This is a genomic window from Pseudomonas sp. GW822-FHT05A08 (assembly GCF_058800485.1).
In genome coordinates, this window is the sequence record NZ_CM179511.1 from 675,759 (window position 1) to 696,984 (window position 21,226).

Below are 21,226 nucleotides of genomic sequence, written 5' to 3' on the forward strand. Positions count from 1 at the left end.
GCGGGAGGTTCGTCTGACGACGGCTCCGGATACTCATTGCACGAATGGGCGCATCACGTACTTGCAAGGTCCGACGGCACGGAGCCTATACAGGCAGGAATGAAAAAAATAATGATTAAATCTTATTGTGTGATACGGGATTTCGTATGGTCGACAGCCCTCAAAGTCCCGGCGCCACGGGCTTTTGCAGGGCCTTGAGGACACTCAGGAAACTCTCCGCGGCGGCCGACGGTTTGTCGGCATGACGGATGGCGTGGACCTCGGACAACGCCCCGTCGCCGCTGATTTCGCAGTAATGCACACCCTCTTTCCAGGTGCCGGCCAGGGTCTGCGGGACCAGGGCCACGCCCATTTCATACGCCACCATCGCCACCACCGTTTGCCACAGCCGGGTTTCGTGGCGGATACGCGGGCTGAACCCGGCTGCCACGCAGCGCGCGATGATCAGGTCGTGGTAGTGCGGCGAGACATTGCGTGGGAACAGGATGAAGTCGTCGTTGGCCAGCTGCGCCAGGTCGATGCGCGCCTTGTCCGCCAGCCGGTGACCCTGAGGCAGACAACAGAGGAAGGGCTCGGCGAGAACCGGCTCGCCGCGGATGCTCTCGGGAAAGTGGCTCCAGTGCACGAAGCCGATATCGATCTGCCCGCGCTGCAGTGCCTGGGCCTGCTCGGCGCTGTTCATCTCCATCAGCACGATCTCGGTGTCCGGGTGATCCTGCTCGAAGGTCCTCACCGCCTGCGGCAGGCCGCGATGCAGGATCGAGTTGACGAAACCGATGCTCAGCCGGCCGACGAAACCCTGGGCCGAACGCAGGGTCAGGCGCCGCGCCTGCTCGGCCCGCAGCAGCAGGTAGCGGGCTTCGTCGAGCAGCACCTGGCCGGCGTTGGTCAGGCTCACCGACTTGTTGTTGCGGCTCAGCAACTGCACGTCCAGCTGGCTTTCGAGCTTCTTGATGTCGAAGCTCAGGGCCGGCTGGGAGATGAACAGGCGAGTGGCGGCCCGGCCGAAATGCAGCTCTTCGGCGACCGCGACGAAGTAACGAAGCTGTTTGAGATCCATGCTGGCGTCCTCGCTTTACGATCTGGTTTTCTTATCGTAGTGGATTGATTTTGTATTAGATACTTATCGATGGCGACTCTAGTCTCGGGGCACAAGAGCCTGGAGAGACGCCATGACTGCCCTGCCTGAACCTATCCAAGACACCCTGAATATCCCCGATAGCCGAGGCCTGAACCTGTTCGATTGCGATGCCGGGCTGGCGGCCCTGCTCAAGGTCTACCTGGCGCCGCAACTGTACGCCCAGTGGTTACCGAGCTTGCGCCAGCTCGGTGCGCGGGCCGGTGGCGAGCTGGATGTGCTGGCGCTCTCGGCGGACAAGAACCCGCCGCAACTGCGACCGCGCACCCGCCGTGGCGAAGACCTGCAGAGCATTTACAAGCACCCGGATTTCATCGCCCTGGAGCGCGCCGCCTATGCCGAGCTGGGCCTGGCCTCCATGAGTCATTGCGCCGAGCCGGTGCTGCCGCTGGTCAAGTACGCCCTGACCTTCCTTTTCGTGCAGGCCGAGTTCGGCCTGTGCTGCCCGGTGAGCATGACCGACTCGCTGACCCGCACCCTGCGCAAGTTCGGCTCGCCGGAGCTGGTGGCGCGCTATCTGCCGTCCCTGGCCTCGCGGGATTTCGACCGCTTGTTCCAGGGCGCGATGTTCATGACCGAACAGGCGGCCGGCTCCGACGTGTCGCGCACCGAAACCCGCGCGCGCCTGGAGAGCGGCGAGTGGCGGCTGTTCGGCGACAAGTGGTTCTGCTCCAACCCGGACGCCGACCTGGCCATGGTCCTGGCCCGTCCGGAAGACGCACCGGAAGGCCTGAAGGGGGTCAGCCTGTTCCTGCTGCCGAAGGTCCGCCCCGATGGCTCGCGCAACGCCTACCGGATCCTGCGCCTGAAGGACAAGCTGGGCAGCCGCTCCATGGCCAGCGGCGAAATCAGCCTGGACGGCGCCACCGCCTACCTGATCGGTGAGGTCGGCCGCGGCTTCCAGCAGATGGCCGACATGATCAACATGTCGCGCCTGTCCAACGGGGTGCGGGCCGCCGGGCTGATGCGTCGCGGGGTCAACGAGGCGCTGTATGTCGCCCGCCAGCGCCGGGCCTTCGACCGCCATCTGATCGAGATGCCGCTGATGCAGCGCCAACTGCTGAAAATGATGCTGCCCGCCGAGCAGGCCCGTTCGATGTTCATGCAGATCGCCACGCTGCTGCCCAAGGCCGATGCCGGCGACGAGGCGGCGCGCAAGTGCGTGCGCATCCTCACCCCGCTGATCAAGTTCCGCGCCTGTCGCGATGCGCGCCGGGTCACCGGGGACGCCATGGAAGTACGCGGCGGGGTTGGCTACATCGAGGAGTGGAGCGATGCGCGGCTGGTGCGCGATGCCCACCTGGGCTCGATCTGGGAAGGCACCAGCAACATCGTCGCGCTGGACATCGCCCGCGCCGTGACCCGCGAGCAGGCCCTGGAGCCGCTGCGGCACTACCTCGCCGGCCTGCTCGCCGAGGCCGACCTGCCGGCGGCCAGCCAGCGCCTGTTCGAGACGGTCCTGCAACGTGCGGTTGCGGCCATCGAAAAGGTCGCGCAAGAGCGCCGCGACGACCAGGTGCGCCTGGCCGGCAGTGCCCTTTATCACACTGCCACGGCGATCTTCATGGCCTGGGAAGCGAGCCGCCAGGCCCCCGATTACCGGCGCCTGGCCCTGGCCCATCTGCTGCTCCAGCACAAGCTGCTGCCCCGCGATCCGCTGCGTCCGGAGGCATCGATTGAGCCTGAGCTGCTGACGCTCCTGGCCAATGAGAGCGCGCTGTCGAAAGCCGATGCGATGCAGCTGTTGCCGGCCTGAACGGCCTTGCCCATTTTTGTCAGAGAACTGCCATGAACCATTCAAAAGGGGCCCTGGCCGGCCTTAAAGTCATCGACCTCAGCCGCGTGCTGGGTGGACCCTACTGCTCCCAGGCCTTGGCCGACCACGGCGCCGAAGTGATCAAGCTGGAGCCCCTGAGCGGTGACGAGACCCGCGGCTGGGGCCCGCCTTTCGAGGGCGCCGACGCTTCGTATTTCAGGGGCGTGAACCGCAACAAACAGGGGATCGCCGTGGACCTGTCCCGACCCGCGGGCATCCAGCTGCTGATGCGCCTGCTGGAAGACGCCGACGTGCTGATGGAGAACTTCAAGCCCGGCACCCTGGAGCGTTGGGGCATCGGTTATGCCGAGGTGCTGAGCCAGCGTTTCCCGACCCTGATCCACTGCGCGGTTTCCGGTTTTGGCGGTGACGGCCCGCTGGGCGGGTTGCCCGGCTACGACGCGGTGATCCAGGCGATGGCGGGGCTGATGAGCGTGAACGGCGAAGCCGACAGCGGCCCGCTGCGCATCGGCCTGCCGATCGTCGATATGGTCACCGGGCTGAATGCCCTGGCGGGGATTCTCCTGGCGCTCAACGAACGCCACCGCAGCGGCCTGGGGCAGTCCCTCGACATCACCCTGTACGACTGCGGCGTGTCCCTGCTGCACCCGCATCTGGCCAACTATTTCGCCGCTGGCAAGACCCCGCAGCGCACCGGCAACGCCCATCCGAATATCGCGCCCTACGACAGTTACCGCACCGGCACCGAGCCGATCTTCCTGGCGGTCGGCAATGACCGGCAGTTCGCCAAGTTGTGCGAACAGCTGGACGCCGGCGCCTTGCTGGACGACCCGCGCTTCGCCGACAACGGCTGTCGCTCGGTCAACCGCGAGGCGCTGAAGCAGGCACTGGAGGCGCGCCTGGCCGAGCACGACGGCACGGCCCTGGCGCAACGGCTGATCCGCCTGGGCGTGCCCTGCGGCTCGATTGCCTCGATCGACAAGGTGGTCGCGCACCCGCATACCCGGCATCGCGGCCTGTTGGTGGAGATCGGCGACTACCGCGGCGTCGGCTCGCCGGTGAAGCTGTCGCGGACCCCGGCCAGCTATCGCAGTGCTCCGCCGGCATTGGGCGCGAATACCCGCGAGGTTCTCGAAGACCTGGGCCTCGACAACCAGACGATCGAAAACCTGTTCGAGCACGGCATCGTCCGCGAGTGAAGGGCTGCGCCCAGAGTCCCGACCGGGCCTCTGGCGCGCTTCTCAGGTTCCTATCTGCATCAGGAGACTCCATGAATCCCGAGTCCGTTAGCCCCCAACCCCTGGTCCTGCTGGAGCGCCCCGCACCGGGCGTGGCGCTGCTGCGGCTGAACCGCCCGCAGGCGCTCAACGCGCTGAACATGGCGCTGCGCGAGGAGCTGGCCGAGCACTTTCGCCGCCTGGACACCTGCCCGGATACCCGAGTCGTGGTACTCACTGGCGGCGATACGGTGTTTGCCGCCGGCGCCGACCTCAGCGAGCTGGTGAACGCCAGCGCGCTGCAGCTCTATGCCCGGTATGCCGAGCGCCACTGGCAAGCCATCTCGGCGTGCCGCAAGCCGGTCATCGCCGCGGTCAACGGCTACGCCCTGGGCGGTGGCTGCGAGCTGGCGATGCATTGCGACCTGATCGTCGCCGGCCACTCGGCGCGTTTTGCCCAGCCGGAAATCAAGGTCGGGGTGATGCCCGGGGCGGGCGGCACCCAGCGCCTGCTGCGCGCCATCGGCAAGTTCCAGGCGCTGCGCCTGCTGCTCACCGGTTGCCAGGTCCCGGCCGACGAGGCGCTGCGCCTGGGCCTGGTCAGCGAGGTGGTGGCGGACAGCGAGACCCTGCCGCGGGCCCTGGCCCTGGCCGCCAGCATCGCCGGCATGCCGCCGCTGGCCGTGGCGCAGATCAAGGAGGTGGTGCTGGCCGGCATGGACCTGCCGTTGGAGCAGGCGTTGGTGCTGGAGCGCAAGGCTTTCCAGCTGCTGTTCGGCTCCCATGACCAACGCGAAGGCATGCAGGCCTTTCTTGAGAAACGCAAACCGGAGTACCAGGGGAAATGACCACACAACCATTGCAACGCATCGGCCTGGTCGGCACCGGCGCCATGGGCCGGGGCATCGCCCAGGTCATGGCCATGGCCGGGCTCAAGGTATTTTTGTTCGATGCGCGCCCGGGTGCCGCGGGCATGGCCCGGGAGCAACTGGCGACGATCTTTGCCCAGCAGATCGAGAAGGCCCGCATCACCCCGCAGGACGCCGCGGCGGCCATGCTCAATCTGGAAGTGGTCGACAGCCTGGACGCGCTGCGTGACTGCCAACTGGTGATCGAGGCGATAGTCGAGGACCTGGCGGCCAAGCAGCAGCTGTTTAGGCAACTGGAGGAGGTGCTGGCACCGGACGCGATCCTGGCGAGCAATACCTCGTCGCTGTCGATCACCGCGATTGCCTCGGTGTGCCGCTATCCGGAACGCGTCGCCGGGCTGCACTTCTTTAATCCGGTGCCGCGGATGCGCATTGTCGAGGTGATCGACGGCCTTGCCACCCGCGTCGGCGCGCGCTTGCAGGAGCTGGTCCGCGCCATCGGCTACTACCCGGCGCGGGCCAAGGATTCTCCCGGCTTTATCGTCAATCATGCCGGGCGGGCCTTTGGCACCGAGGCGTTGCGCATCCTCAGCGAGGGCGTGGCCCCTGCATGGCGGATCGATGCGCTGCTGCGCGACAGCGCCGGTTTCGCCATGGGGCCGTTCGAGCTGCTCGACCTGATCGGTCTGGATGTCAGCGTGCCGGTGATGGAGTCGGTCTACCGGCAGTTCTATGAGGAGCCGCGTTATCGGCCTCACCCCGTGCTGCGGCTGATGCTGGCGGGTGGGCACCTGGGGCGCAAGAGCGGGCAGGGCTTCTACCTCTACGACGAGCCAGGCGATACGCGGCGCCCGCCACAGGCCGTGCCCTCTTGCGCGGTGCTGCCGCCGGTGTGGATCGCCGCCGACGACGAGGTCGGCCGGCTGCGTCTGCTGGACCTGCTCGAACGCCTGGGGGCCCGGGTCGAGAACGGCCTGCGGCCTTCCACCTCGGCCTTGTGCCTGGTGGCGCCACTGGGCGATGACGCCAGCGAAGCGGCCCTGCGTCATGCCATGGACCCGTCGCGCACTGTGGCGATCGACACCCTGACCGCGCTCGACAGCCAGCGCTGCCTGATGCTCAACCCAGCGACCCGTGAAGACATGCAGCACGCCGCCCACGCGCTGTTCAGCGCCGACGGCGGCACGGTGACGCTGATCCGCGACAGCTGCGGCTTCATCGTCCAGCGCACCCTGGCGTCCATCGTCAACCTGGCCTGTGACATTGCCCAGCAGGGCATCGCCTCGGTGGCCGATATCGACGCCGCGGTACGCCTGGGCCTCGGCTATCCGCTGGGGCCGCTGGAGTGGGGCGACCAACTGGGCCCCGAGCGCCTGCTGCAGATCCTCGAGCGCCTGCACGCCCTCACGGGCGACCCGCGTTATCGCCCCAGCGGCTGGTTGCGCCGTCGGGCCCTGCTGGGCCTGTCCCTGCGCCAGCCGGAAAACCCGCTGCCGGCCTGAGGCCTGCCGATCCCTACTGCTGCGAGAGTCCTTTCATGCTTGATGCCTATATCTACAGCGGCTTGCGAACCCCCTTCGGCCGGCATGGCGGCAGCCTCGCCAGCGTGCGCCCGGACGACCTGGTGGGGCCGTTGCTGGCGCGTTTGCTGGAAACCTCGGGGCTACCGGCCGAGGCGCTGGAAGAGGTGATCCTCGGGTGTACCAACCAGGCCGGCGAGGACAGCCGCAACCTGGCGCGCAATGCCTTGCTCAGCGCCGGGCTGCCTTGGCGCGTGCCCGGGCAGACGGTCAACCGCCTGTGCGCCAGCGGCCTGTCGGCGGTGATCGACGCGGCCCGGGCGATCACCTGCGGCGAAGGCCGGCTGTACCTGGCCGGCGGGGTCGAAAGCATGTCCCGCGCGCCCTTCATCATGGCCAAGGCCGAGAGTGCCTACAGCCGAAGCCTGGACGTGGCCGACAGCACCATCGGCGCACGCTTCGCCAACCCGCGGCTGGTCGAACGCTACGGCAACCACAGCATGCCCGAGACCGGCGATAACCTGGCCCGACTCTATGCCATCAACCGCGAGGACGCCGATCGCTTCGCCGCCGCTTCCCAGGCGCGCTACCAGGCGGCCTTGCAGGCCGGAGTGCTGGACGGAGAGATCATGGCCGTCGAGGTGGCGGCCGGGCGCAAGGGCCCGGCCTTGACCGTCTGCGATGACGAACATCCGCGCCCTCGCTCCGACCTGGCGGCCCTGTCGCGCTTGCCGACGCTGTTCGCGGAGGGCGTGGTGACCGCCGGCAACGCTTCGGGGATCAACGATGGCGCGGCGGTGTTGCTGCTCGGCAGCCGTGAGATCGGGAGGGAACATGGGGTCGCGCCCATGGCGCGCATCCTCTCGTCGGCGTCGGTCGGCGTGGAGCCGCAGTTCATGGGTATCGGCCCGCACAGGGCGATTCTGCTGGCGCTGCAGCGGGCCCGCATCGGCCTGGAGCAGCTCGACCTGATCGAGATCAACGAGGCATTCGCGCCGCAGGTGCTGGCTTGCCTCAAGGCCCTGGACCTGGATTTCGACGATCCGCGGGTCAACCCCAATGGCGGCGCCATCGCCATCGGCCACCCACTGGGCGCGTCCGGGGCCCGGCTGGTGTTGAGCGCCTGCCGTACCCTGCAACGCAACCACCAGCGTTACGCCGTGGTCAGCCTGTGCGTGGGCGTGGGCCAGGGTGTAGCCATGGTGATCGAGCGCGCCTGATCTACCGCTCGGCGTTGTTTCACTCCGGGCACTAGCCATAGTTATGCCGAGGTGGCGAGCAGCATCGGTTCGGCCTCCGCCGTGCGGGCCGTGGCCCGGGCCAATGGCGCCAATCAGATCGCCATCGTGATTGCCTGTCACCGGGTGATAGGTTCCGACGGTTCGCTCACCGGTTATGGCGGCGGGCTCTGGCGCAAACGCTGGTTACTTGAGCATGAGCGGCGCCTGTACCCGCAGATTTCGGCGCGCCAAAACCTCAGGGCCGATGAACCCGTTGCAGGGTGAAGGTCAGCGTCGGACTTTGCTGCACCACCCGCTCGCCATCGAGCACCTGCACCGCCAGGCGGTGCTCGCCGCGGTCGATGTTCACCAGTTGCAGGCTCGGCAGGTTACCGGGCTGGCCATAGGGTTGGTCGTCCAGCAGCAGGCGCAGGCGATGTTCGTTGTGCAGGGACGGTTGCAGGCTGACCTCGACATTGAAGGAGCCGTTGTTGGCGCGGATCACTCCGCCGTTCGGTACGCCGCTCAGCTCCAGGGTGGTGTAGGCCGGTGCGCTGGAGGGTGGTGTTTGCGCTGGCTCGACGCCGGGCGGTGTGGTCGGCCGGGGGGCCTCAATGCGATTCAGCGGCGCCAGCTCGACGGCCTGACCGGGCACGCCGGCCGGCGGCTGGTCGCTGTAGGCGGTATTGCCGTGGGCGTCGGTGTAGCGGTAGATCTGCGCGGCGGCCGGCAGGGCGGTCAGCAACAGCAGGTAGAGACAGTGCACACGCATGGCGGCTTTCCTGGGCGCTTGGGTCGGCGGCTGCAAAGATGAAACTGCCTCCAGCATAGAGCCGCGAACCGGGCCCAGGTTCGCTGCTTCAACCTTTGGACACACAAAGCTCGGCGGTGGCGCGGACCAGCGCCAGCTGGCGCAGCACCGGGCGGTCGCCGCCGTGGGTGGCCTGGGCCAGCCATTGTGGGCACTGCGGGTCATTGCGGTGGGGGCTGAAATCCGCCAGTTGCTGCAGCAGGCGTTTTTGTAACCGGTCGAGTTGCGGGCGGATCTGCCCCACCAGGTCCGGGCGCGGCGTGTCCGGCGCCTGGCCTTGCAAGGTCCATTCGGACAGATGGGCGTACTGCACCAGCTTGTTGGCCTCGATCTGCGCGGCGAAGAACTGTTCCACCGCCGCGCCGTCGAGTTTGTAGGCCGGCGCCTGGGCCACTGCGCCGGCAATCACCTCACGCTCGCGCGGGCGGTCTTCCACCGGTTTGTGGCTGTCCCATTTGCTCAGCGCCACCTGGTCGGCAATGGCCAGGCGTTCTTCGAGGGTGGCCAGCAGAGGGCCGAGGGTGGCGGGGGCGGCGCAGGCATTACCGGCCAGCAACAGGGTCAACAGGGCAAGGCAGAATCGCGAAGTCATGGGCAGTCTCGGTTTCCTGGGGACAAGTCGGCGGCCATGATGCACGCAAAACCGCAGTGCCTGGCAAGCGCCGGGTGCAAGGTGGGTCATTGGCCGGCCGCGACAGTCGCGGGCGCCCCGCAATTGGTTGGACTGGAAGACAGTCGCTGGCCGCTTTCGTCATAGACGATCCGGCAGGCGCTCAAGCCGTTGTCGATCAGCTCGCGGCTCTTGACCGCGCCGTTGCGGTGATAGCACAGCTGTTCGCCGACCAGTTGGCCGTTGGACTCATGACTTTTCACCTGTTGCTGGTTGATGGTCATCCAGGTGAAACCCACCGAGTTTTTCTGGCACTCGACCTGCCCATTGTCGTAGTAGGTGAGCTGAGTGATCTGGTCATTGTCGCCGATGATCTTCTCGCGGGTCTTTTGGCCTGTTTCATAGTTGTACTCGATGGAGCCTTGGGGGCTGCCAAAGAGAAAGTCCGTTTCCCAGGACAGCTTTCCGTGGGTGAACCGCCGTTGTTTTCCACAGCGTTCGACGGTTGAGCCGAACTTGTCGAAGCGGCACCAGTTGGCTTCCTCATAAAGCACTCCGTCCTGATCGTATTGTTTCATCAGGCCGACAAAGCGCCCTCCCTCGAAGCGCCCGACCGTGGCCGGCGTCCCGTCACGCAGGAAGGTCAGGTGAGGGCCTTCGTACCGATCGTTGTGCCAGGAAATATCGCTGATCAGCTTGCCGTCTTCGCTGTAACCCAGTGAGCGGCCTTCCCGTTTGCCATTCTCATAGTGCTGCGAGTACTGCAGGTTGCCGCTGGGGCTATAGCCTTCGCGGGTGCCGGACAGCACATCTGCCTGGTAATGCTCGATCAGGACCAGCACGCCATTGGCGTCGGTTTCGCGCAACTCGCCGTCTTTTTTATCGGCGACGAAGTTCACGCTCTGGCTATGGCCCTTGTCCGTCTTGAGTATCCAGGGGCCGCTTTTCAGGCCGTTCTCGAAGTTGCCGCGACCTGCTTGGGTAACCCATGGTCCTTCGCGTTTGTCGTTGCGGTAGCTGCCGCTTTCGGTGAAGCCGTCCACCTTCTCTTCGCTCGGGCCGTTGAGCACGCCATGGACATAGGTCTGGAAGCCAGTGACAGCGGATTCGCCTCCTTCGTCGTAGGACAGCACCCAGCGTCCCTCACGCAGATCGTCCCGATACTCGCCGGTTGCGGATTGCCAGCGGTAGGTTTCGGTCCACTGCCCCTGGCGCTTGCCATCGACATAGCGGCCATGGGTCCAGCCATCGTCCGGGTTGGAAAAACTCCATTCGCCGGTGCGTTGGCCGTGGGCATAGGCACCCTGGGCGGCAACGGCACCGCCGGAATCGGAGTATTCCACGCAGGCCCCGTCCTCGCTGCCAGTGAAGCGTCGCGGTTCGGTTTCCCAGGCGATGCGGCTGGCCCGGTAGTTGTACAGCAGGGGCTCGTCCTCCAGCGCAGGCGTTTCGCCGCGCCAGTAGGTGGCGGTGAGAAAGCGTCCGTCCTTTTCGGCGAAGGTCTTTTTGTAGCTGTACTGCTCAGCTCCGGGCGGATGGGCGGTGATGGGCTGCCCGTTCTGGTCGAAGTAACCCACCAGGGTGCCGGCCGAATGGTCGAGCCGGTCGAATTCCTCGATACCCGAGTCTTCGTAGAAGTAGCTGTAGTTCAGCGGTGTCAGTTGGCGCAGGGCCTGTTTCACCGTCGGGGCATCGAGTTTCTTGCGGTCTTTGGCGATGCGCTCCAGGGCGGGTTGCAGTTTTTCCAGGCGCTGGTAGAGGTGGTCGCTTTCGTTATAGCGATAGGCATGCACGCGGTATTGGCCGCGCTGTTTGAACAGCACCAGGCGGGTCAGGGACTCATCGTCCAGGGCGATGTTGAACACCGACTCGATGGTTGCATCGCCGAAGTCGTCGAGCAGCTGCGGCTGGCTCTCGTTCGGGTCGACCGAGTAATAACCTTTGACGCCGCCACCCTGCTTGATAAAGGCCAGGGTCGCCGAGCTTTCCGCCAGGCCGGTGATCAGCGGGTGGGCCAGTGACTTGCCGGCATAGAAAGGAGCGGCCTGGGTGCTGCCGAACGCCAGGCAGGCGATCAGGCCGAGAGAACGAGTCCACTGCATACGAATCCCTCGAGGCGCCGGACAGAGGGCGCGAGAGGCGCGGATTATCCATGGATGAATAACCCGGGGGAATGCTCCGGGGCTATGGGCGGGCAAGAAAAAAGGCCTCCCGAGGGAGGCCTTTTTTCTTGTTACGTAGCATGTCACGCCGCGTGGGGCGGCGCTACCGGATCAGCAGCTGTAGTACAGCTCGTATTCCAGTGGGTGTACGAAGGTGCGGACCTTGATTTCTTCTTCGCTTTTCAGGGCGATGTAAGCGTCGATGAAGTCGTCGCTGAAAACGCCGCCTTTGGTCAGGAACGCACGACCTTTGTCCAGCTCTTCCAGGGCTTCTTTCAGGCTGCCGCAAACTTGTGGGATCTCTTTCGCCTCTTCAGGCGGCAGGTCGTACAGGTTTTTGTCAGCCGCGTCGCCAGGGTGGATCTTGTTCTGGATACCGTCCAGGCCGGCCATCAGCAGGGCAGCGAAGGCCAGGTATGGGTTGGCAGCCGGATCCGGGAAGCGTGCTTCGATACGGCGGGCTTTAGGGCTCGACACGTAAGGGATACGGATCGAAGCGGAACGGTTGCGAGCCGAGTAGGCCAGCATGACCGGAGCTTCGAAGCCTGGGACCAGACGCTTGTAGGAGTTGGTCGAAGGGTTGGTGAAACCGTTCAGGGCCTTGCCGTGCTTGATGATGCCGCCGATGAAGTACAGGGCGGTGTCGGACAGGCCGGCATAACCTTCGCCAGCGAAGGTGTTCTTGCCATCTTTGGAGATGGACATGTGCACGTGCATACCCGAGCCGTTGTCGCCGTACAGAGGCTTAGGCATGAAGGTCGCGGTGCGGCCGTAGGCATCGGCCACGTTGTGCACGCAGTACTTCAGGGTCTGAACTTCGTCGCCCTTGTTGACCAGGGTGTTGAACTTCACGCCGATTTCGTTCTGGCCGGCAGTCGCCACTTCGTGGTGGTGAACTTCGATGACCAGGCCCATTTCTTCCATGGCATTACACATGGAGGTACGGATTTCGTGGTCGTGGTCGAACGGAGGAACCGGGAAGTAGCCGCCTTTGACGCCTGGACGGTGGCCTTTGTTGCCGCCTTCCACGTCCTGGTCGGACATCCACGAGCCTTGCTCGGAGAAGATCTTGAACATGGAGCCGGAGATGTCGGACTTGAACTTCACTTCGTCGAAGATGAAGAACTCAGGCTCTGGACCTACGAATACGGTGTCGCCGATACCGGTGGACTTCAGGTATTCCTCGGCACGCTTGGCGATGGCGCGTGGGTCGCGATCGTAGCCCTGCATGGTCGAAGGTTCGATGATGTCGCAGACCAGGATCAGGGTCGGCTCTTCGGTGAACGGGTCCAGGACGGCGGTTTCGTCAACCGGCATCAGGATCATGTCGGAGGCTTCGATGCCTTTCCAGCCAGCGATGGAGGAACCGTCGAACATTTTGCCGATTTCGAAGAAATCGTCATCCAGCGCATCACGGGCCGGCATGGTCACGTGGTGCTGAGTGCCTTTGGTGTCAGTGAAGCGCAGATCAATCCATTTGACGTCATGATCTTTGATGAGTTGAACCGACTTCGACATAGTGTCCTCCGGGTGGCTTCGGGCGAGTGTTGGTGTGCCCTTAGAATGTGGGTGATGCCGGCGCAGATACTCTGCCATGGCAACCTGCCTCACAAGGGAGCAAATTGCATGCCAGTGCCCCGAGTTGGGTTTTATGCCCCAAACTCACGCATTCCGGGGGGTATTTGGGCCAGATTGGCAAACCGGCGCACCGCAATGTTGCGTTTTTATCTGGCCATGACCTGTTTTGGTGCACGAAAAACCCGGTGCACATTAATTGGTTAAACCTTGAGCAATTTCCGCTATAATCCGCGCCCCCCTTTTTCGGCTGGCCCAGCGCGCGCTGTTTTCATGAAACTAATCGTTAAAGTTTTCCCGGAAATCACCATCAAGAGCCGCCCGGTACGGACGCGTTTCATCCGTCAGCTGGCCAAGAACATCCGTGCCGTGCTCCGCGATCTGGACCCGGCTGTGGTGGTCAATGGTGTGTGGGACAACCTCGAGCTGGAAACCGCCGTCAGCGAGCCGAAAGCCTTGAAGGAGATGACCGAGCGTCTGAGTTGCATGCCGGGCATCGCGCATTTCCTGCAGGTCGATGAATACCCGCTGGGCGACTTCGACGACATAGTCGCCAAGTGCAAGCAGCACTTTGGCGAGGCGCTGTCGGGGAAAGTTTTCGCCGTGCGCTGCAAGCGTGCCGGCAAGCATGAATTCAGCTCCATGGACGTGGAGAAATACGTCGGCAGCCAGCTGCGCCGACAGTGCGGCGCAGCCGGGATTTCCCTGAAAGAGCCGGAAATCGAAGTGCGGATGGAAATTCGCGACCAACGGTTGTTCGTGATCCACAGCCAGCACAACAGCATCGGCGGTTACCCGCTGGGCGCCCTGGAGCAGACCCTGGTTTTGATGTCCGGCGGTTTCGATTCCACGGTGGCGGCCTACCAGATCATGCGTCGCGGCCTGATGAGCCACTTCTGCTTCTTCAACCTGGGCGGGCGTGCCCACGAATTGGGCGTGATGGAAGTCGCGCACTATATCTGGAAGAAGTACGGCAGCTCCCAGCGCGTGCTGTTCGTCAGCGTGCCGTTCGAGGAAGTGCTCGGCGAAATCCTCGGCAAAGTCGACAACAGTCATATGGGCGTCATTTTGAAGCGTATGATGTTGCGTGCCGCGTCGAGCATCGCCGACCGCCTGCACATCGACGCGCTGGTCACCGGCGAGGCGATTTCCCAGGTGTCGAGCCAGACCCTGCCGAACCTCTCGGTCATCGACTGCGTGACCGACAAGCTGGTGCTGCGCCCGCTGATCGCCAGCCACAAGCAGGACATCATCGACCTGGCCAACGAAATCGGCACCGCCGACTTCGCCAAGCACATGCCGGAGTACTGCGGGGTCATCTCGGTGAACCCCAAGACCCACGCCAAGCGCCATCGCGTGGAGCATGAAGAGAAAGAATTCGACATGGCGGTGCTCGAGCGTGCGATCGAGCGGGCCAAACTGGTGCCGATCGATCGGGTGATCGACGAACTGGGCCAGGATTTGCAGATCGAAGAAGTCAGCGAGGCGCTGGCGGGCCAGATCGTGATCGACATCCGTCATCCGGATGCTCAGGAAGACGACCCGCTGACACTTTCTGGCATCGAGATAAAAGCGCTGCCGTTCTATGCATTGAATGCACGCTTCAAGGAACTGGACCCTACTCGCCAGTACCTGCTGTATTGCGACAAAGGCGTCATGAGTCGCCTGCATGCTCACCATCTGCTCAGTGAGGGACATGCCAATGTGCGCGTTTATAGACCGAGCTAAGTGCCCGGGGCTGTTTGCCTGTGGCTTGCGTCACCGGCCCCCCGACGCCACCGTCAAGCTGTAACGGCCTTGCCGGACTCTATTGTTAATCGCTGCCAGCAGTTGTCAGCACACCGAATCCTCTGATCGAGATACACAAGTGATCGAAAATCTACGCAACATCGCCATCATTGCTCACGTTGACCACGGTAAAACCACCCTGGTAGACAAACTCCTGCGTCAATCCGGCACCCTGGAGCGCAACGAGCTCAACGACGAGCGCGTGATGGACTCCAACGACCAGGAAAAAGAGCGCGGTATTACCATCCTGGCGAAAAACACCGCCATCAACTGGAACGGCTACCACATCAACATCGTGGACACCCCGGGCCACGCCGACTTCGGCGGCGAAGTTGAACGCGTAATGTCGATGGTCGACTCCGTTCTGCTGCTGGTCGACGCTCAAGACGGCCCTATGCCGCAAACCCGTTTCGTGACCAAGAAGGCGTTCGAAGCCGGCCTGCGTCCGATCGTGGTCATCAACAAGGTCGACCGTCCAGGCGCGCGTCCTGACTGGGTTCTGGACCAGATCTTCGACCTGTTCGACAACCTGGGCGCCACCGAAGAACAGCTGGACTTCAAAGTCGTCTACGCCTCGGCCCTGAACGGTATTGCCGGTCTGGACCACACCGACATGGCCGAAGACATGACCCCGCTGTACCAGTCGATCGTCGACAACGTTCCGGCTCCGGCCGTTGACCGTGACGGTCCGTTCCAGATGCAGATCTCCGCTCTGGACTACAACAGCTTCCTGGGTGTGATCGGCGTTGGCCGTATCGCTCGCGGTCGCGTCAAGCCGAACACCCCGGTTGTCGCTATCGACGTCGACGGCAAGAAGCGCAACGGCCGTATCCTGAAGCTGATGGGGCACCACGGTCTGCACCGTGTGGACGTTGAAGAAGCGGCTGCCGGCGACATCGTCTGCATCAGCGGTTTCGACGAGCTGTTCATCTCCGACACCCTGTGCGACCCGACCGCTGTCGAAGCGATGAAGCCGCTGACCGTCGACGAGCCGACCGTTTCCATGACCTTCCAGGTCAACGACTCGCCATTCTGCGGTAAAGAAGGCAAGTTCGTGACCAGCCGTAACATCAAGGAACGTCTGGACAAAGAGCTGCTGTACAACGTTGCACTGCGCGTTGAAGAAGGCGACTCGGCCGACAAGTTCAAGGTTTCCGGCCGTGGTGAGCTGCACCTGTCGGTACTGATCGAAACCATGCGTCGCGAAGGTTTCGAAATGGGCGTTGGCCGTCCTGAAGTGATCATCCGTGAAGTCGACGGCGTGAAGCAGGAACCGTTCGAAAACGTCACCATCGACATCCCTGAAGAATCCCAGGGCAAGGTCATGGAAGAAATGGGTCTGCGTAAGGGCGACCTGAGCAACATGGTTCCGGATGGCAAGGGCCGTGTACGCCTGGAATACAACATTCCAGCCCGTGGTCTGATCGGTTTCCGTAACCAGTTCCTGACCCTGACCAACGGTGCAGGCATCCTGACCTCGATCTTCGATCGCTACGCTCCGATGAAGTCCGGCCACATGTCCGGTCGTCAGAACGGCGTACTGGTTTCGGTCGAGACTGGCAAGGCCCTGACCTACTCCCTGGAAACCCTGCAGGCGCGCGGCAAGCTGTTCGTCGAGCACGGCCAGGAAATCTACAACGGTCAGATCGTTGGTCTGAACAGCCGTGACAACGACCTGGGTGTGAACCCAACCAAAGGCAAGAAGCTCGACAACATGCGTGCTTCGGGCAAGGACGAAACCATCGCCCTGGTTCCGCCGGTTCGTTTCACCCTGGAACAGGCTCTGGAATTCATCCAGGACGACGAGCTGTGCGAAGTGACTCCTAAGTCCATCCGTCTTCGCAAGAAGATCCTGGACGAAGGCGAGCGTACCCGCGCTGCCAAGAAAGCCAAGAACTGATCCTTTAGTTCAGGCTGAATGAAAACGCCCCCGGTCGAAAGGCCGGGGGCGTTTTTTTTGATCTGTGAAAAAGCTCGGGTCCTGTAGCCGCTGCCGAGCCTGCGAGGCTGCGATCGACCGCGTAGCGGTCGTAAAACGGTGTATCTGAAACTCTGCGGTGGCCCGTACTGCGGCTGCTTTGCAGCCGATCGCAGCCTCGCCAAGGCTCGGCAGCGGCTACAGGGCGGCAGGGTTACGCGGGGAACGGGGTTGCAGGCGCAGGTCGAGGCTCAGAAGCGTTCCAGGGTCCGGCTGCTGGTGTTGGTCGGGCGCTCCACCGGCTTGGGCTTGTACGCGCAATAGCCTGGGCGCGGGCCGATCTTCGGGTGGTTGCGGCAGGTGTCCGGGCGCTTGTCATAAATGGTGCACAGGCGGCTCTTACGATCCAGATACAGGCAGTCGTTGTTACTCATGCGCTGCAGGGTGAAGATTTCGGACTTCTGGTTGTAGCGCTCGACGATGCCTTCCTTCTGCAGGCGCTTGGCGATGTTCTTCGCCGGCTCGCCGCGCTCGAATTCGTCGACGATGCCGATGCGGATCAGATCCTTGATCTTGACCTCCACCGGCAGGGTGCAGCAGCTGGACATGCAGGAGCCGCACATGGGCGCGGAATACTTGGCCCAGGTATCGAGTCGGTCGATTTCCGCGGCGGCGATCAGGTTGGACTTCATCAGGCTTGTTTCCAGCGTGTGTATCAGGGCGCGCGATCATACCGGTACTGGTGGATTTTTGAACAACCATTTAACGGAATTTGCGCCTGCCCAAGGGGAGTGCGAGGGTCGGCACGGCATCTGCATCATTTTTGCCAGCTGCCGCGGGAGACGCCGCCTCTGCTCGGGCAATCGCACGACGCACCGAACCAGAGTCTTTGGCTCCTGTCAGACCGACTAGGCTCAGACAATTCCATGCTCACTGTCTATCTCGCTCGAGGTCGTATTCATGACTCAGGAACTGCAAGTTCGTGACGCTGAGGTGGCCGCTTTTCGCGACGCCGTCCTGACCAAACTCACCTACGCGGTGGGCAAAGACCCGGACCACGCCTTCGACCATGACTGGTTCGAAGCCATCGCCCTGGCGGCGCGCGATCACATGGTCGAGCACTGGATGGACCATACGCGGCAGATCTACCGCAAGGGCCAGAAACGCGTTTACTACCTGTCCCTGGAGTTCCTCATCGGTCGCCTGCTCTACGACAGCCTGAGCAACCTCGGGCTGCTGGACGTGGCGCGCGATGCGCTGAACGACCTGGGCGTCGATATGGAACGCATCCGCCTGCTGGAGCCGGATGCGGCGCTGGGCAATGGTGGCCTCGGCCGCCTGGCGGCGTGCTTCATGGAAAGCATGTCGACCCTGGGCATCGCCGGCCACGGCTACGGCATTCGTTATGAACACGGTTTGTTCCGCCAGGCCATCGTCGATGGCTGGCAGCAGGAGCAGACCGAGCACTGGCTGGACTTCGGCAACCCCTGGGAGTTCGAGCGCCCCGAAGTGATCTATTCGATCGGCTTCGGCGGCAGCGTCGAGACCGTCACCGACGAGGCCGGCCACGCCCGGCAGGTCTGGTGGCCGGCGGAAACCGTGCGCGCGGTGGCCTACGACACCCCGGTGGTCGGCTGGCGCGGTGCCAGCGTCAACACCTTGCGCCTGTGGCGGGCGCGGGCCATGGAAGACCTGCACCTGGAACGCTTCAACGCCGGCGACCACCTGGGCGCGGTGGCCGAGGTGGCCCGGGCCGAGAGCATCTCCCGGGTGCTCTACCCGGCGGACAGCACCGAAGCCGGCCAGGAACTGCGCCTGCGCCAGGAATACTTCTTTGTCTCCGCGTCCCTGCAGGACCTGCTGCGTCGGCACAAGAACATGCACGACTCGGTGCTCAGCCTCGGTGAGCATGCGGCGATCCAGCTCAACGACACGCACCCGTCGATCGCCGTGGCCGAGTTGATGCGCCAGCTGGTGGACCTGCACGGCATCGCCTGGGACGCGGCCTGGCAGATCACCGTCGAAACCCTGGCCTACACCAACCACACGCTACTGCCCGAAGCCCTGGAAACCTGGCCGGTGGGCCTGATGGAACGCATGCTGCCGCGGCACATGCAGATCATTTACCTGATCAACGCCCAGCACATCGATTCGCTGCGGGCCAAGGGCATCCACGACTTCGACGTGCTGCGTGCGGTGTCGCTGATCGAAGAAGATAACGGCCGCCGGGTGCGCATGGGCAACCTGGCGTTTCTTGGTTCCCATAGCGTCAACGGCGTGTCCGGCCTGCACACCCAGCTGATGCGCAGCACGGTGTTTTCCGAGCTGCACAAGCTGTATCCGGAGCGGATCAACAACAAGACCAACGGCATCACCTTCCGCCGCTGGCTGTACCAGGCCAACCCCAAGCTGACGGCGATGCTGGTCGAAGCCGTGGGCCCGGAGCTGCTGGACAACCCCGAGGAGCTGTTGCTCAAGCTCGAACCCTTCGCCGAGAAGCCGGCCTTTCGCAAGCAGTTCGCCGAACAGCGCCTGCACAGCAAGCGCGCGCTGGCGGCGATCATCCATGAACGGCTGGGCATCGCGGTCAATCCGGCGGCGCTGTTCGACGTCCAGGTCAAACGGATCCATGAGTACAAGCGCCAACTGCTCAACCTGATGCACACGGTGGCGCTGTACCAGGCGATCCGCGCCGAGCCGGAAATCGACTGGGTACCGCGGGTGAAGATCTTCGCCGGCAAGGCCGCGGCCAGTTACCACCAGGCCAAACTGATCATCAAACTGAGCAACGACATCGCCCGCACGGTGAACAACGACCCGACCGTGCGCGGCCTGCTCAAGGTGGTGTTCCTGCCCAACTACAACGTCAGCCTGGCCGAAAGCATCATCCCGGCGGCGGACCTGTCGGAGCAGATTTCCACTGCCGGTTTCGAGGCCTCGGGCACCAGCAACATGAAGTTCGGCCTCAATGGCGCGCTGACCATCGGCACCCTGGACGGCGCCAACGTCGAGATGTGCGAGCGGGTCGGCGCCGAGCACATGTTCATCTTCGGCCTCAGCGCCCAGCAGGTGGAGGCACGTAAACGCAATGGCGAATTCAGCGCGGTGCCGGACATCGCCGCCTCCCATCGTCTCAACGATGTGCTGCAGGCGATTCGTGGCGGGGTATTTTCGCCGGACGATCCGGCCCGTTACTCCGGGCTGATCGATTCGCTGGTCGACTATGACCGCTTCCATGTGTGCGCCGATTTCGACTCCTACTGGAATGCCCAGCTGCATGTCGAAGAGCGCTGGCGCGACAGCAATCAATGGTGGCGTTCGGCGGTGCTCAACAGCGCGCGCATGGGCTGGTTCTCTTCGGACCGGACCATTCGCGAGTACGCCACACAGATCTGGAAGGCTCTGGAATAGGCCGCTCGGCGGTCCCCGTAGCGTCTAAAGGGCGCAGGCTATCGCAGCCTGCGCCAACGGCTACGGATCGGATTTCGGGCTACGCTCAACCCCATGCATGAACTCTCTGTGGCGGATCTCGTCTCATAGGAGGAAATGCACCCCGACTCGCGTTAAACTGCGCGGGTTTTTAGCCCCCCATTCCTCCGGAGCCGTCCATGTCCCGCGTTACCCTGAGTCGCTATTTGATTGAGCAGACCCGCAGCAACAACACTCCTGCCGATCTGCGCTTCCTGATCGAAGTGGTGGCGCGTGCCTGCAAGGAGATCAGCCATGCCGTGTCCAAAGGCGCCCTGGGCGGTGTTCTGGGCAGCATGGGCACTGAAAACGTCCAAGGCGAAGTGCAGAAGAAGCTCGACGTGCTCTCCAACGAGATCCTGCTCGAAGCCAACGAATGGGGCGGCCACCTGGCCGGCATGGCGTCCGAGGAAATGGACAATGCCTACCAGATCCCGGGCAAATACCCGAAAGGCGCGTACCTGCTGGTATTCGACCCGCTGGACGGCTCGTCGAACATCGACATCAACGCCCCGGTCGGCACGATCTTCTCGGTATTGCGTTGCCCGAACGAATACCTGAGCCAGAACGAACCGCTCAATGAAAAGGCCTTCCTGCAGCCAGGCACCCAGCAGGTTGCCGCCGGTTACGCCATCTACGGCCCGCAGACCATGCTGGTGCTGACCCTGGGCGACGGCGTCAAGGGTTTCACCCTGGATCGCGAAATGGGCAGCTTCGTGCTGACCCACGAAGACATCACCATTCCTGAAAGCACCCAGGAATTCGCCATCAACATGTCCAACCAGCGTCACTGGGAAGCGCCGGTGCAGCGTTACGTGAGCGAATTGCTGGCGGGCGAAGAAGGCCCGCTGAACAAGAACTACAACATGCGCTGGGTGGCCGCGATGGTCGCCGACGTGCACCGCATCCTGACCCGCGGTGGCCTGTTCATGTACCCGCGCGACAGCCGCGAGCCATCCAAGCCGGGCAAGCTGCGCCTGATGTACGAAGCCAACCCGATGTCGTTCCTGGTGGAACAGGCGGGCGGCGCTTCCACCGACGGTCACCAGCGCATTCTCGACATCCAGCCTGAAGGCCTGCACCAGCGCGTAGCGGTGTTCCTCGGCTCGAAGGAAGAAGTCGCCCGCGTCACCGCCTACCACAAGGAATAACC

At 63.6% G+C, this 21,226-nt stretch carries 15 protein-coding genes and 1 pseudogene; 10 read left to right on the forward strand and 6 right to left on the reverse strand.

All coding sequences use genetic code 11. The features are described 5' to 3' along the window. Positions 1-160 precede the first annotated feature (160 nt). A complete protein-coding gene (locus AC3RCP_RS03090) occupies positions 161-1,060 on the reverse strand; it encodes a LysR substrate-binding domain-containing protein (RefSeq protein WP_492571373.1) in 900 nt (299 codons plus the stop codon). Positions 1,061-1,172: 112 nt separating this feature from the next. Between AC3RCP_RS03090 and AC3RCP_RS03095 the strand changes: the two genes are divergently transcribed. From AC3RCP_RS03095 to AC3RCP_RS03120, 6 genes and pseudogenes are all read left to right on the forward strand, one after another. Then, positions 1,173-2,894, forward strand: coding sequence for an acyl-CoA dehydrogenase family protein (locus AC3RCP_RS03095; protein ID WP_492571374.1), 1,722 nt, complete (start codon positions 1,173-1,175; stop codon positions 2,892-2,894). Positions 2,895-2,926: 32 nt separating this feature from the next. Next, positions 2,927-4,114, forward strand: a complete 1,188-nt coding sequence (locus tag AC3RCP_RS03100) for a CaiB/BaiF CoA transferase family protein (protein ID WP_101336596.1) — start codon at positions 2,927-2,929, stop codon at positions 4,112-4,114. A gap of 71 nt (positions 4,115-4,185) precedes the next feature. Next, positions 4,186-4,980, forward strand: a complete 795-nt coding sequence (locus AC3RCP_RS03105) for an enoyl-CoA hydratase (RefSeq protein ID WP_101336597.1) — start codon at positions 4,186-4,188, stop codon at positions 4,978-4,980. Continuing rightward, positions 4,977-6,503, forward strand: coding sequence for a 3-hydroxyacyl-CoA dehydrogenase (locus tag AC3RCP_RS03110; RefSeq protein WP_101336598.1), 1,527 nt, complete (start codon positions 4,977-4,979; stop codon positions 6,501-6,503). The genes AC3RCP_RS03105 and AC3RCP_RS03110 overlap by 4 nt, the downstream gene beginning before the upstream one ends. A 35-nt stretch (positions 6,504-6,538) precedes the next feature. Next, positions 6,539-7,741, forward strand: a complete 1,203-nt coding sequence (locus tag AC3RCP_RS03115; RefSeq protein ID WP_492571375.1) for a 3-oxoadipyl-CoA thiolase — start codon at positions 6,539-6,541, stop codon at positions 7,739-7,741. A 27-nt stretch (positions 7,742-7,768) separates the two neighbouring features. After that, positions 7,769-8,026 (forward strand): annotated as a pseudogene (locus AC3RCP_RS03120) (methylated-DNA--[protein]-cysteine S-methyltransferase); the annotation flags it as partial. Here the strand turns inward: AC3RCP_RS03120 and AC3RCP_RS03125 are convergent. From AC3RCP_RS03125 to glnA, 4 genes are all read right to left on the reverse strand, one after another. Beyond that, positions 7,998-8,513 (reverse strand): DUF4124 domain-containing protein, encoded by a 516-nt coding sequence (locus AC3RCP_RS03125; protein ID WP_492571376.1) that lies wholly within the window; start codon positions 8,511-8,513, stop codon positions 7,998-8,000. The pseudogene AC3RCP_RS03120 and the gene AC3RCP_RS03125 overlap by 29 nt on opposite strands. An 88-nt stretch (positions 8,514-8,601) precedes the next feature. Continuing rightward, positions 8,602-9,144 carry a chorismate mutase gene (locus AC3RCP_RS03130; protein WP_492571377.1) on the reverse strand — a complete coding sequence of 181 codons (543 nt, stop codon included), beginning with the start codon at positions 9,142-9,144 and terminating at the stop codon, positions 8,602-8,604. A gap of 86 nt (positions 9,145-9,230) precedes the next feature. Continuing rightward, positions 9,231-11,264, reverse strand: coding sequence for a toxin-antitoxin system YwqK family antitoxin (locus tag AC3RCP_RS03135; protein WP_492571378.1), 2,034 nt, complete (start codon positions 11,262-11,264; stop codon positions 9,231-9,233). 171 nt (positions 11,265-11,435) lie between these two features. Next, positions 11,436-12,842, reverse strand: coding sequence for a glutamate--ammonia ligase (glnA, locus tag AC3RCP_RS03140; protein ID WP_007929953.1), 1,407 nt, complete (start codon positions 12,840-12,842; stop codon positions 11,436-11,438). Positions 12,843-13,172: 330 nt separating this feature from the next. Between glnA and thiI the strand changes: the two genes are divergently transcribed. Together thiI and typA are read left to right on the forward strand one after the other, a co-directional pair. Next, positions 13,173-14,627 carry a tRNA uracil 4-sulfurtransferase ThiI gene (gene thiI / locus AC3RCP_RS03145; RefSeq protein WP_007929954.1) on the forward strand — a complete coding sequence of 485 codons (1,455 nt, stop codon included), beginning with the start codon at positions 13,173-13,175 and terminating at the stop codon, positions 14,625-14,627. A 139-nt stretch (positions 14,628-14,766) separates the two neighbouring features. Beyond that, on the forward strand, positions 14,767-16,587 hold the full coding sequence (typA, locus tag AC3RCP_RS03150; RefSeq protein WP_009041779.1) for a translational GTPase TypA: 1,821 nt from the start codon (positions 14,767-14,769) through the stop codon (positions 16,585-16,587). A 269-nt stretch (positions 16,588-16,856) separates the two neighbouring features. On the opposite strand, the gene AC3RCP_RS03155 is transcribed toward typA, so the two are convergent. Beyond that, on the reverse strand, positions 16,857-17,300 hold the full coding sequence (locus AC3RCP_RS03155) for a YkgJ family cysteine cluster protein (RefSeq protein ID WP_023970087.1): 444 nt from the start codon (positions 17,298-17,300) through the stop codon (positions 16,857-16,859). Positions 17,301-17,565: 265 nt separating this feature from the next. On the opposite strand from AC3RCP_RS03155, the gene AC3RCP_RS03160 reads away from it, so the two are divergent. Further along, positions 17,566-20,016, forward strand: a complete 2,451-nt coding sequence (locus tag AC3RCP_RS03160; protein ID WP_101336603.1) for a glycogen/starch/alpha-glucan phosphorylase — start codon at positions 17,566-17,568, stop codon at positions 20,014-20,016. Positions 20,017-20,213: 197 nt separating this feature from the next. Continuing rightward, the gene (locus AC3RCP_RS03165; protein WP_007925933.1) at positions 20,214-21,224 is read left to right on the forward strand and encodes a class 1 fructose-bisphosphatase; all 1,011 of its coding nucleotides are present in this window, start codon (positions 20,214-20,216) and stop codon (positions 21,222-21,224) included. The last annotated feature ends 2 nt before the right edge of the window (positions 21,225-21,226 follow it).